Source organism: Lysobacter soli (genome assembly GCF_009755585.1).
Taxonomy (GTDB): domain Bacteria; phylum Pseudomonadota; class Gammaproteobacteria; order Xanthomonadales; family Xanthomonadaceae; genus Lysobacter_J; species Lysobacter_J soli.
In genome coordinates, this window is the sequence record NZ_CP046603.1 from 823294 (window position 1) to 835853 (window position 12560).

A 12560-nucleotide genomic window follows, 5' to 3' on the forward strand; every position below is an offset into this window, starting at 1 on the left:
GGGAGCACGCGGGGGGCATGCGGGACGGTCGGAGAGGGTAGCCCGCGCCGACGACCCGAAGCATCGGGAAATGGTCGCCCGCGCGGCGTGACGTTCCCGACCGGCCCGCTGGCCGGTTTGTGTCGCTCGATGCCGTCGTTTTCACGCGTTGCACACATTGGATGCAAAACCTGCGGACGCCGTCACGTTCAGCATCTCCAAAAGGCGACGGAGCGCCGGTTGTGACGGCCCGGCGGGCGCTACCGTGCGCACCGCTCGCCGCGTGCTCGCGGCCGACAGGGGAAAACGAATGGACATCAGGCAGGGTGCGCGGGCCGGCATGCTCGCGCTTGCGCTGTGCATGCTCGCCGCGTGCGGCGGGGGCGGTGGCGGCGATGACGAGGGCGGCGCGCCGCCGGCCGGCGGTGGTGGAACGCCGTCGACGCCCGAAACGCCGGCGCCGTATCCGGACCTCCCGGCGACGGATGCCGACGCGGCGCGTTTCCTGACGCAGGCCACGTTCGGGCCGACCGCGAGCGAAATCGCGCGGGTGCGCCAGATCGGCTACAAGCGCTGGATCGACGACCAGCTCGCGCAGACGCCGACGCTGATCCTGCCGCACCTGCAGCAACTGGTGACCAACGGCGTGGCCGCGCCAACGCCGCAGAACCGCCGCAACTACTGGCTGTGGCAGACGGCGAACGCGCCCGACCAGCTGCGCATGCGCATGGCGTTCGCGCTGAGCGAAATCATGGTGGTGTCCGACCGCGAAGTCGCCGACGGCAACGCCACGGTGTTCCGCATCGCCGACTACCAGGACACGCTCGCACGCGGCGCGTTCGGCAGCTACCGCACGCTGCTGGAGAAGGTGTCCGTGCATCCGGCGATGGGGTACTTCCTCAGCCACGTCGGCAACCGCAAGGCCGACCCGCGCCGCAACATCACGCCCGACGAGAACTACGGCCGCGAAGTGATGCAGCTGTTTTCCATCGGCCTGGTGAAGCGCAACAAGGACTTCAGCCCGGTGCTGGATGCCAACGGCCAGACCATCCCGACCTACGACGAGCAGGTCGTCAGCGCGATGGCGCGCGTGTTCACCGGCTGGACCTACGCGGGCCAGACCGACGCGCAGTTCGGTCGCGGCGACAACACCAGCTACGCGCCGATGGAATGCCATCCCGCATTCCACGACGACCAGCCCAAGCAGATCTTCGACGGCATCGTCGTCAGCGAAGGCAACAACTGCACGGCGAGCATGACCAGGACGGTGCAGGCGCTCGCAGACCACAGCAACACCGCGCCGTTCATCAGCCGCCAGCTGATCCAGCGCTTCGTCACCAGCAATCCGACGCCGCAGTACGTCGAGCGTGTCGCCAAGGTGTGGGACACGAGCAAGGGCGACCTCGGCCAGGTGATCCGCGCGATCCTGCTCGACACCGAAGCGCGCCTGCCGCCGCCCAACGGCTCCTTCGGCAAGCCGCGCGAGCCGCTGGTGAAGCTCGCCACGCTGTGGCGCGCGTTCAACGCGCAGTACGTGCCCAACGCCATGGGAGAGGTGCGGTTCGCGTTCTCGAACGCCGGCGACCTGGCCAACCCGCTGCAACAGGATTCGCAGCGCGCACCGTCGGTATTCAACTTCTTCGAACCCGATTACCGACTGCCCGCGGCCGACGGCGTGCAGGGCATGTTCGCGCCGGAGTTCCAGATCCTCACCGAGGCGACGTACCTGAGCATGCTCAACCAGCACGATTCGCTGGTGTGGAACAACGCCGCCACGCCGCCCACGACCACGCCGAACGCGCCGTACCTCGACCTCACCAAGCTCACCACCATGGCCGAAGGAAACGACCATGCCGGCATGGTGGCGCAGGTGAACCTGCTGCTGTTCCACGGCGCGCTGAGCAGCGTCAACGCGCAGGCGATGGTGGGCATGCTCGACCGCCTCGGCACCGCCAAAGAAACCGCCGCCAATCGCGCCAAATCGCTGGTGCTGCTGGCGATGGCCACTCCCGAATTCGCGATCCAGCGCTAGGAGCCCGTCATGTCCCGTCCCATTCGCGAAGACCGCCGCGCGTTCCTGCGTCGCGTGCAGGCCGTGATCGCCGGCGGCGCCGCGTACGCGCTGATGCCGCAGCTGGAGCTGGTCGGCCGCGCGTTCGCCGCCGAGCCGCTGCCCGGCAACGACTACAAAGCGCTCGTCTGCATCTTCCTGTTCGGCGGCAGCGATTCGTTCAACATGCTGATCCCGCATGACTCGGCCGAGCATGCGACGTACCTCACCAGTCGCGGCGGCGTGTTCGAAGCGACCTCGAACCCGTTCGGCCTGGGTTACGCGCGCGACACGCTGGTGCAGGTCGCCGACACCAACGGCAAGACCTGGGGCCTGAATCCTTCGTGCGCGGCGATGAAGCCGCTGTTCGACGCGGGCGAGCTGTCGTTCCTGGCGAACGTTGGTTCGCTGACCGTGCCGCTGACGAAGGAAGACGTCACCAAGCGCCTCAAGACGTTGCCGCCGTACCTGTATTCGCACAACGACCAGCAGAAGCAGTGGATGCGCGGGCACACCAACCGCGCCGGCGTTACCGGCTGGGGTGGCCTGCTGGGCGATCGCGCGGAGGCGTCGAACCTCGGGCTGCAATCATTGCCGCCGTCGATCTCCATCGCCGGCAGCAACCTGTTCCAGTTCGGCCGCACGACGCTGCCGTTCGCGATGGGCTCGGGCGGCGCGACGACGGTCAACCGTTTCCGCAACAACGGCAGCGCCACCGACCGCGTCCGCTACGATTCGCTGCGCGCGATCATCGAATCCCAGCACAACCCGATCCTGCAGGACCAGTACGCGGTGATCGGCGAAAGCGCGATCAACCTCAACGACACGCTGCGCGTCACGCTGGATCCGGCCAATGGCGGCGACATCGCCACGGTGTTCCCGACCGGCAGTGGCGTCGCGTCGCAGCTGCGCATGGTCGCGCGCATGATCAAGGCCGCGCGCACCTCGGCGATCAACCATCGTCGCCAGATCTACTTCGTGAGCCTGGGCGGCTTCGACACGCACCAGAACCAGATGGCCGCCAACGGCCACGGGCGTCTGCTGCAACAGTTGGCTGAAGGCCTCGCGGCCTTCCGCACGGCGCTGTCGGAGATCAACGCGCTCAACGACACGGTGACCTTCACCATGAGCGACTTCGCGCGAACGCTCAACAGCAACGGCAACGGTACCGACCACGGCTGGGGCGGCGTGCAACTGGTGATGGGCGGCTCGTCGACCAACGGCGGCGCGCTGCGCGGCAAGCAGGTGTGGGGCAGTTACCCGATCCTGGAACTGGACGGCGCGCAGGCCGTGGGCCGCGGCCGCATGGTGCCGACGATGTCGGTCAGCCAGATGGGCTCGACGCTGGCGCAGTGGTTCGGCTTGCCGGCCGGCGAGGTGGGGACGATCTTCCCGGGGATCGAGAACTTCGATCCGAAGATCGGGTTCCTTGGGTGAGGCTCGGTCGCCGACGACAGCGGCGGCGGATCCGGTTCAAGCCCCTCTCCCACCGGGAGAGGGGTTGGGGAGAGGGGTAACGGAGCGACAGCGGTGAACGATCGCTCCCGCACAGCGCTGCGCTGTGGCTTCCCGCCTCGATCGTCAAATCAGAATGGGTTCCAGCTTTCGCTGGAACGACGGTGAACGTTGTTCGCCGGAAAGGGAATGCCCGAAGGTCGCCGGCCTGGGTCCCGGCGTCCGCCGGGATGACGATGGGCGCGCGTCGGCAACTGGCGACCTCGTGCGCTGCCAGGGCCGCGCAACACCTCAACGAAACCGGTTGATCTGGTCCCGCAACTCGCGCGCCGCATTCGCCGCGGCTTGGGCGTAGTCGTCGCCCTTGGACGCATACAGGATCGCGCGCGAACTGCTCACCATCAGGCCCGTGCCCGCGGCGTTCTTCGCGTTGGTGACGACGGCTTCGACATCGCCGCCCTGCGCACCGACGCCCGGCACCAGGAACGGCACGTCGTCGCCGACGATCGCGCGCACTTCCTTCAGCTGCGCCGGCCAGGTCGCACCCACCACGAGCGAGCAGTTGCCGTGCGTGTTCCATTCGCGCACCACTTTTTCGGCGACGTGCTGGTACAGCGGACGACCGTCGATGACGAGGTCCTGCAGGTCGCCCGCACCGGGGTTCGACGTGCGGCACAGGATCACCACGCCGCGGTCGGCGCGATCGAGGAACGGCTGCACCGAATCGCGGCCGAGATACGGATTGGCGGTCACCGCGTCGGCGGCGTAGCGGTCGAACGCCTCGGCGGCGTAATGCTGCGCCGTGCTGCCGATGTCGCCGCGCTTGCTGTCGAGGATGACCGGCACGCCGGGATGCGTGGCGTGGATGTGCGCGATGAGCCGCGCGAGTGCGTCTTCGGCACCCAGCGCGGCGAAGTGCGCGATCTGCGGCTTGAACGCGCAGGCGTACTGCGCGGTGGCGTCGGCGATGTCGCGGCAGAAGGCGAACACGGCATCGGCATCGCTGGCGAAGCGGGCCGGGAATTTCGCCGGTTCCGGATCGAGGCCGACGCAGACCAGCGAGTCGGCGTCGTTCCAGCGCTGTTTCAGGGATGACGTGAAGGTCATGCTGGCCTCGGCATTCGATGGATCTTGTTGACGCGCGTCGATCCTGCGCCCGCAGGACCGACGCGTAACCGCAACGACACTGGATCCCGGCTTTCGCCGGGATGACGAACCGGCAAAGGCGCCCGCGCTACGCGCGGACGCGCCGGTTCGTCACTTCAACGCCTTGAAACGCAGGCGGTGCGGCTGGGCGCCTTCCGCGCCGAGGCGACGCTTCTTGTCTTCCTCGTATTCGCGGTAATTGCCCTGGAAGAACTCCACGTGCGAGTCGCCTTCGAAGGCGAGGATGTGCGTGGCGATGCGGTCCAGGAACCAGCGATCGTGCGAGATGACGAACGCATTGCCCGGGAACTCGAGCAGCGCGTCTTCCAGCGCGCGCAGCGTTTCGATGTCCAGGTCGTTGGACGGTTCGTCGAGCAGCAGCACGTTGCCGCCCTGCAGCAGCGTCTTGGCCATGTGCAGGCGGCCGCGTTCACCGCCGGACAGCGAGCCGACCATCTTCTGCTGGTCCTGGCCCTTGAAGTTGAAGCGGCCGATGTAGGCGCGCGACTGGATCTCGATGCCGTTGATGTTGAGGATGTCCAGGCCGCCGGAGACTTCCTGGAACACGTTGTGGTTGCCGGTCAGCGCATCGCGGCTCTGGTCGACGTACGCGAGCTTCACGGTCGAGCCCATGTCGATCTCGCCGGAATCCGGCTTCTCCTGACCCGTGATCATCTTGAACAGCGTCGACTTGCCGGCGCCGTTGGGGCCGATGATGCCGACGATCGCGCCCGGCGGAACCGAGAACGACAGGTTGTCGATCAGCAGGCGATCGCCGAACTTCTTGCTGACGTTCTTGAACTCGACGACCTTGTTGCCCAGGCGTTCGCCCGGCGGAATGAAGATCTCGTTGGTTTCCTGGCGGCGCTGGTAATCGACCGACTGCAGCTCTTCCATGCGGGCAAGGCGCGCCTTGCCCTTGGAACGGCCACCCTTCGCGTTCTGGCGCGACCACTCCAGTTCCTTCTGGATCGCCTTCTGGCGGGCCTTTTCCTGGTTTTCTTCCTGCTTCAGGCGCTCGTCCTTCTGGACCAGCCACTCGGTGTAGTTGCCCTTCCACGGAATGCCGCGGCCGCGGTCGAGTTCGAGGATCCACTCGGCGGCGTTGTCGAGGAAGTAGCGATCATGCGTGACGGCCACGACGGTGCCGGTGTAGCGCGCGAGGAACTGCTCCAGCCATTCGACCGATTCGGCGTCGAGGTGGTTGGTCGGTTCGTCGAGCAGCAGCATGTCCGGCTTCTGCAGCAGCAGGCGGCACAGCGCGACGCGGCGCTTCTCGCCGCCCGACAGGTTGCCGATCTTCGCGTCCCACGGCGGCAGGCGCAGCGCGTCGGCTGCGACTTCCAGCTGGTTTTCCAGCGTGTGCGCATCGCCGGCGGCGAGGATGGCTTCCAGGCGTTCCTGCTCCTTGGCGAGCGCGTCGAAGTCGGCGCCTTCTTCGGCATAGGCGGCATAGACCGCTTCCAGCGCGGCCTGGGCGTTGATGACCTCGCCCACGCCTTCCTCGACGGCCTGGCGCACCGTCATCTCGGGATCGAGCTGCGGTTCCTGCGGCAGGTAGCCGACCTTGATGCCCGGCTGCGGACGCGCCTCACCGACGAAGTCGGTGTCCACGCCGGCCATGATCTTCAGCACGGTGGACTTGCCGGCGCCGTTGAGGCCGAGCAGGCCGATCTTCGCGCCCGGGAAGAAGGACAGCGAGATGTCCTTGATGATCTGACGCTTCGGCGGCACGACCTTGCTGACGCCGTTCATGGTGTAGATGTATTGCATGCGCTCTCCGGAACCGGGACGCGCCCATGCCGGCCGGGTTGGCCTGGTCGGGCGGATGGAAGCGGCGATTATCCCGCACGCGGCGCAGGTTTCCCAGTCTGATCGGCCGGTGCGCTTCAGTTTGGCGGCTCCCTTCTCCCGCTCGCGGGAGAAGGTGCCCGGCAGGGCGGATGAGGGCAGGGCGGGCAGCCCTCACTCCAGCCCCTCTCCCGCCGGTGAGAGGGCTTCAAGGCATCAGATCCAGACGATGAAAACCACCGCGAGCGCCACGGCGGCATATTTCAGCCCGTAATACAGCGACTTGTTGCGCTCGCGCAGTCCCTTGGCCTTCAGGCGCAGGGCGTAGAAGTACTTGAACAGCCGGTTGAAACCGCCGGTCTTGTCGCCTTCCTGGTTGGGCGAGGCGCCGGCGGCGATCAGGTTCCGCGCGACGAAACGGTTGAAGGCGCGGGCCGGGGCGGTGTGCAGCGGGCGCTCCACGTCGCAGAACAGGATGATCCGGTTGCCCTGCGTCTCGTTGCGGGCGCTGTGGATGTAGGTCTCGTCGAACATCGTCCACTCGCCATCCCGCCAGCTGTAGCGCTGGCCGTCGACCTCGATGAAGCAGCCGTCGTCGTTCGGCGTTTCCAGCCCCAGGTGCAGGCGCAGCGAGCCGGCGTACGGGTCGCGGTGCGGGCGCAGCTCGCTGCCCGGCGGCAGCTCGGTGAACATCGCCGCCTTCACGCTCGGAATCTGCTTCAGCAGCGCGGTGGTCTGCGGACACAGCTCGGCCGCGGACGGGTGCGCGTCGTCGTACCACTTCAGGTAGAAGCGCTTCCAGCCGCGGCGGAAGAACGAATTGAAGCCCACGTCCGTGTAGCCGTCGGCGGCCTTGATGTGCTGCAGCTCGCGCAGGCGCAGGGCCTCGGCGCGGATCGCCTGCCAGTTCTGGCGGAGCGGCTCCAGCTCGGGGAAGTGGCGGCCCGGATCGGCGATGAACGGCGTGGTCGGCACGCGCGAGAACGCGTACATCAGCACGTTGATCGGGGCCATGAAGGTGGAGTGGTCCAGCAATTGCCGGCCCAGGCGGTGCCTAACCCGGCCGCGGTAGTGCACGTACACCGCGCTGGCGAGGAACAGCAGGACGAAGACCCATTTCACGGTCGGAGGTTTCCCTGTGGGGTGGGGGGCGGAACGCTCGCATTGACGGCCGACCGGCCGGGTGCTCGCTGGCCGCATTTTAAGCCCTGGGCTACCATCTTCGACCCGGCCAAGGCAGCTTTTCCGGGCCCCCGCCGGCCCCCGCCCATCCACGCCCGAGGTTGCCGAATGTTCCCCAGCTCCGCCCGCATCGCCGGTTACGACGATGAACTCGCCCAGGCCATCGCCAACGAGGCGCGCCGCCAGGAGGACCATGTCGAGCTGATCGCCTCGGAGAACTACGCCTCGCCGCGCGTGATGGAGGCCCAGGGCAGCGTGCTGACCAACAAGTACGCCGAAGGCTATCCGGGCAAGCGTTATTACGGCGGCTGCGAGTACGTGGACGTCGCCGAGCAGCTCGCCATCGAGCGCCTGAAGCAGCTGTTCGGGGCCGATTACGCCAACGTCCAGCCGCATTCGGGCTCGCAGGCCAACCAGGCCGTGTACCTGGCGCTGCTGAACCCGGGCGACACGATCCTGGGCATGTCGCTGGCGCACGGCGGCCACCTGACCCACGGCGCCAAGGTCAACGTCAGCGGCAAGCTGTTCAACGCGATCCAGTACGGCGTGAACGACCAGGGCCTGATCGACTACGACGAAGTCGAGAAGCTCGCGCTGGAGCACAAGCCGAAGATGGTCGTCGCCGGTTTCTCGGCGTACTCGCAGCAGATCGACTGGGCGCGCTTCCGCGCCATCGCCGACAAGGTCGGCGCGTACCTGTTCGTCGACATGGCGCACGTGGCCGGCCTGGTCGCCGCCGGCGTCTACCCGAACCCGCTGCCGCACGCGCATGTGGTTACCTCGACCACGCACAAGACGCTGCGCGGCCCGCGCGGCGGCATCATCGTCGCGAAGGGCGCCGGCGAGGAAATCGAGAAGAAGCTGCAGTCGATCGTCTTCCCGGGCATCCAGGGCGGTCCCCTGATGCACGTCATCGCCGCCAAGGCCGTGGCCTTCAAGGAAGCGCTGGAGCCGGAATTCACCGCCTACCAGCAGCAGGTCGTGAAGAACGCGCAGGCGATGGCGAAGACGATCATCTCGCGCGGCTACAAGATCGTGTCCGGCGGCACGCAGAACCACCTCATGCTGATCGACATGATCGGCAAGGGCGTGACGGGCAAGGACGCCGAAGCCGCACTCGGCAAGGCGCACATCACCGTCAACAAGAACGCGGTGCCGAACGACCCGCAGAAGCCGTTCGTTACCTCCGGCCTGCGCATCGGCACGCCGGCGGTCACCACGCGCGGTTACGGCGAGGCCGACTGCATCGAGCTCGCCAACTGGATCTGCGACGTGCTCGACGCGCCGAAGGACGACAACGTCATCGCCGCCGTGCGCGAGAAGGTGACGGCGCAGTGCGCGAAGTTCCCGGTGTACGGCTGAAAGGCGGGGATTCGGGATGAAGGGATTCGGGATTCGCAATCGACGTTACGCGCTTTCGCTTTTCCGAATCACGAATCCCGAATCACGAATCCCGGCCTGATATGCACTGCCCTTTCTGCCAGCACCCCGACACGCGCGTGATCGATTCGCGCGTGTCCGATGACGGCGCGACGATCCGCCGTCGTCGCGTCTGCGAAGCCTGCGGCGAGCGTTTCTCGACGCAGGAAACCATCGAACTCAAGCTGCCGCTGATCATCAAGAGCGACGGCCGCCGCGAGGCGTTCGACGCGCGCAAGCTGCGCGCGAGTTTCGATCGCGCGCTGCAGAAGCGCCCTGTTTCGGAAGAACAGATCGAATCGTCCGTGCGCGCGGTCGTGCATCACCTGCGCATGACCGCCGAACGCGAACTGCCGTCGCGCCGCGTAGGCGATTTCGTCATGACCGAACTGCGCAAGCTCGACCACGTCGCGTACGTGCGTTTCGCCTCGGTGTATCGCGCCTTCCAGGACGTGGCGGATTTCCGCGAGGAACTCGACCGCCTGGAAAGCGACAGCTCCGCCGAAGGTCAGCTGCCGCTGCTCGACGAGGAAGCAGAGCCGTCGCCGCGCAAGGGCAAGCGCTGATGGCAACGGATTCGTTCACCGCCACCGACCACGCGATGATGGTCCGCGCGCTGCGCCTGGCCGAGCGCGGCGCGTACACGACCAAGCCCAATCCGATGGTCGGCAGCGTGATCGCACACGGCGAGGAAATCGTCGGCGAAGGCTGGCACGAGCGCGCCGGCGAGCCGCACGCGGAAGTGCATGCGCTGCGCGCCGCGGGCGAACGCGCGAAAGGCGCGACGGCCTACGTCACGCTGGAACCGTGCGCGCACACCGGGCGCACCGGTCCGTGCGCCGATGCGCTGATCGCCGCCGGCGTTTCGCGCGTGATCGCGGCGATGCGCGACCCGTTTCCGCAGGTCGACGGTGCGGGTTTCGACAAGCTCCGTGCCGCCGGAATCGAGGTTGCCTCCGGCCTGATGGACGCGCAGGCGCGCGCGCTAAATCGCGGTTTCCTGTCGCGCGTGGAGCGAGGTCGTCCGTGGCTGCGCGTAAAGCTCGCGACCAGCCTGGATGGGCGCAGCGCGCTCGCCAATGGCGAATCGAAGTGGATCAGCGGCGAGGCTTCGCGCCTGGACGTGCAGCACTGGCGCGCGCGTAGCGGCGCGATCGTCACCGGCGCAGGCACCGTACTCGCCGACGATCCCGCGCTCACGGTGCGCGTGGGCGACGACACGCCGTTCGTGCCGCCGCTGCGCGTGGTGCTCGATCCCGGTTTGGCGACCGTCGCGCGCGGTCGCGTGCGCGAAGGCGACGCGCCGACGCTGTACCTGCACGCGCCCGACGCGAAGCCGCCGCGCGGTTTGCTCGCACAGCACGCGGCCGTGCCGCTGCGCGATGGCCGGTTCGACCTGCATGCGGTGCTTGCGCTGCTCGCCGAGCGCGGCGTCAACGAAATCCAGCTCGAAGCCGGTGCGACGCTGGCCGGCGCATTCCTCGGCGCAGGCCTGGTCGACGAAGTGCTGCTGTACGTCGCCCCCGTGCTCCTCGGCGAACGCGCGCGGCCGATGTTCGACGGCCTCGCCATCGACACGATGACGCAGAAACTGAAGATGGCGATCGTGGAATCGCGCTACATCGGGCAGGACATCCGCCTGCTGCTGCGGCCCGAATCGGCAGTCTGATCGCAACACCGCGGAGGCGCAGATGAGCGGCTTCAAGGACCATTTCTCCGGCATCGCCGATGCGTACGCGCAAGCGCGTCCGGAATATCCCGACGAATTGTTCGACACGATCGCCGCCGTCGTTCCGCGCGACGCACGCGTCTGGGAACCCGGCTGCGGAAGCGGGCAGGCGACGCGCGGACTCGCCGCGCGCTTCGCGCACGTGCACGCGACCGAGCCGAGCGCGAAGCAGCTCGCGCAGCACTGGGCGCAGCCGGGCACGGACAAGGTGAGCCTCGCGGTGGAGCCGGGCGAGCGCACCGCGCTGCCGGATGCGAGCGTCGAGTTGATCGCGGTCGCGCAGGCGCTGCACTGGTTCGACCGGGCGAAGTTCTTCGCCGAATGCGAACGCGTGCTCGCGCCCGGCGGCGTGCTGGCGGCGTGGGGTTACGCGGATTTCATCGCACCGGAAGGGATGATCGACCAGATCGCGGCGTTCCGCAGCCGCATCGACCCGTACTGGCCGCCGGAACGCGAACAGATCGACGCGCACTACGCCGGCTACGACTGGCCGTTCCCGGCGCTGCCCGCGCCATCGCTGTGGCTGGAGATGGACTGGTCGCTCGCGCATTTCCTGCGTTACCTGTCGAGCATGTCGGCCGTGGCGCGCTGCACTGCGGCCACCGGCGAGGATCCGGTCGCCCGGGACGGCCCGTCGCTGGCCGCGGCATGGGGCGATCCGGACGAGACGCGGACGATCCGCTGGCCGCTGTTCCTGCACCTTCGCCGCAAGGGCTGAGGGCCGGCGTCATCGGCGGAACACTCCATCCGGCGGGCCTTCCAGGGGCCGGATGCTAGAATCCGCGGGCCGGCTCGCCGGCAACCACAACACGTAACGTCTTCAGGGCGGGGTGCAATTCCCCACCGGCGGTAGGTGCGGTGGCGCTGTCGAAGGCGCCGTTCGCACGAGCCCGCGAGCGCTTCGACATCGATGCGGATCCCGTGCGGATTCCACGACGCGAAGGTCAGCAGATCCGGTCCGATGCCGGAGCCGACGGTCGGAAAGCGCGAGCTTCCCGGAAAGTCCGGATGAAAGAAGACAGCCGCACACGGCCCCGCGCCGTGCGCCTGCCTCATGCCTTGAGGCGTTTTTCGCTCATTCTTTTGATCGGGAAACGTTTCATATGCAGGTCCGTCTGCCAAAGCCCGCACATCCATGTGCGGGCATCTCGAAAAAAGCACAGCTTCGCTCTCGCGTCTTCGTGCGTTCAATGGAGGCGCGCTGATGTTCACCGGCATCATCGAAGGCGTCGGCCGGCTGGCCACGTTTGAACACCGCGGCGGCGACGCTCGCCTCACCATCGACGTCGGCTCGCTGCCGTTCGAAGCCGTGCAACTGGGCGAAAGCATCGCCGTCAACGGCGTGTGCCTGACGGTGATCGAATTCGACGCGCGCAGTTTCGCCGCCGACGCCTCCAACGAAACGCTCGCGCTCACCACGCTGGGCGCGCTTGCGGTCGGCGACTCGGTGAACCTGGAGCGCGCGATGCGTCCGACCGATCGCCTCGGCGGACATCTGGTCAGCGGGCACGTCGATGGCCTCGGCCGCGTCGAACGCATCGAACCCGACGCGCGCGCACAGCGCTGGCGTTTTTCCGCGCCGGCGCCGCTGCTGCGCTACATCGCGAAGAAGGGCTCGATCTGCGTCGATGGCGTCAGCCTCACGGTGAACGAAGTCGACGATGCGGGCTTCGACGTCGCGCTGATTCCGCATACCGTCGCGCACACGCGTTTCGCGCACACGCACGTGGGCGACGCGGTGAACCTGGAAATCGATCTGGTCGCGCGCTACGTCGAGCGCCTGCTCGCCGGCCGCGCGGGGGAATAAGC

At 67.6% G+C, this 12560-nt stretch carries 10 protein-coding genes and 1 riboswitch; of the genes, 7 read left to right on the forward strand and 3 right to left on the reverse strand.

Features of this window, described 5'->3' with window-relative positions; genetic code table 11:
- The first annotated feature begins 289 nt into the window (after window positions 1-289).
- Both GOY17_RS03740 and GOY17_RS03745 read left to right on the forward strand, forming a co-directional pair.
- On the forward strand, window positions 290-2011 hold the full coding sequence (locus GOY17_RS03740; protein ID WP_157029385.1) for a DUF1800 domain-containing protein: 1722 nt from the start codon (window positions 290-292) through the stop codon (window positions 2009-2011).
- Between the two features lie 9 nt (window positions 2012-2020).
- Window positions 2021-3466, forward strand: coding sequence for a DUF1501 domain-containing protein (locus tag GOY17_RS03745; protein ID WP_157029386.1), 1446 nt, complete (start codon window positions 2021-2023; stop codon window positions 3464-3466).
- A gap of 309 nt (window positions 3467-3775) precedes the next feature.
- On the opposite strand, the gene pyrF is transcribed toward GOY17_RS03745, so the two are convergent.
- The 3 genes from pyrF to lpxO form a co-directional block, all read right to left on the reverse strand.
- Window positions 3776-4591 carry an orotidine-5'-phosphate decarboxylase gene (gene pyrF / locus GOY17_RS03750; protein ID WP_157029387.1) on the reverse strand — a complete coding sequence of 272 codons (816 nt, stop codon included), beginning with the start codon at window positions 4589-4591 and terminating at the stop codon, window positions 3776-3778.
- Window positions 4592-4741: 150 nt separating this feature from the next.
- Window positions 4742-6403: an energy-dependent translational throttle protein EttA gene (gene ettA, locus GOY17_RS03755; RefSeq protein WP_115841395.1), complete on the reverse strand. Its 1662-nt coding sequence runs from the start codon at window positions 6401-6403 to the stop codon at window positions 4742-4744.
- Window positions 6404-6637: 234 nt separating this feature from the next.
- The gene (gene lpxO, locus GOY17_RS03760; protein ID WP_232338519.1) at window positions 6638-7543 is read right to left on the reverse strand and encodes a lipid A hydroxylase LpxO; all 906 of its coding nucleotides are present in this window, start codon (window positions 7541-7543) and stop codon (window positions 6638-6640) included.
- Window positions 7544-7711: 168 nt separating this feature from the next.
- Here lpxO and glyA point away from each other — a divergent pair, with 168 nt between their 5' ends.
- The 5 genes from glyA to GOY17_RS03785 all read left to right on the forward strand — a co-directional run bounded on the left by glyA (window position 7712) and on the right by GOY17_RS03785 (window position 12558).
- Window positions 7712-8965 (forward strand): serine hydroxymethyltransferase, encoded by a 1254-nt coding sequence (glyA, locus tag GOY17_RS03765; RefSeq protein WP_157029389.1) that lies wholly within the window; start codon window positions 7712-7714, stop codon window positions 8963-8965.
- Window positions 8966-9066: 101 nt separating this feature from the next.
- On the forward strand, window positions 9067-9588 hold the full coding sequence (gene nrdR, locus GOY17_RS03770; protein ID WP_115841398.1) for a transcriptional regulator NrdR: 522 nt from the start codon (window positions 9067-9069) through the stop codon (window positions 9586-9588).
- Window positions 9588-10691, forward strand: a complete 1104-nt coding sequence (gene ribD / locus GOY17_RS03775; protein ID WP_157029390.1) for a bifunctional diaminohydroxyphosphoribosylaminopyrimidine deaminase/5-amino-6-(5-phosphoribosylamino)uracil reductase RibD — start codon at window positions 9588-9590, stop codon at window positions 10689-10691. Before nrdR ends, ribD begins: the two co-directional genes overlap by 1 nt.
- Window positions 10692-10713: 22 nt before the next feature.
- A complete protein-coding gene (locus GOY17_RS03780; protein ID WP_157029391.1) occupies window positions 10714-11469 on the forward strand; it encodes a class I SAM-dependent methyltransferase in 756 nt (251 codons plus the stop codon).
- Window positions 11470-11563: 94 nt separating this feature from the next.
- A riboswitch (FMN riboswitch) is annotated at window positions 11564-11775 on the forward strand.
- Between the two features lie 180 nt (window positions 11776-11955).
- Window positions 11956-12558: a riboflavin synthase gene (locus GOY17_RS03785; RefSeq protein ID WP_157029392.1), complete on the forward strand. Its 603-nt coding sequence runs from the start codon at window positions 11956-11958 to the stop codon at window positions 12556-12558.
- Window positions 12559-12560 lie beyond the last annotated feature (2 nt).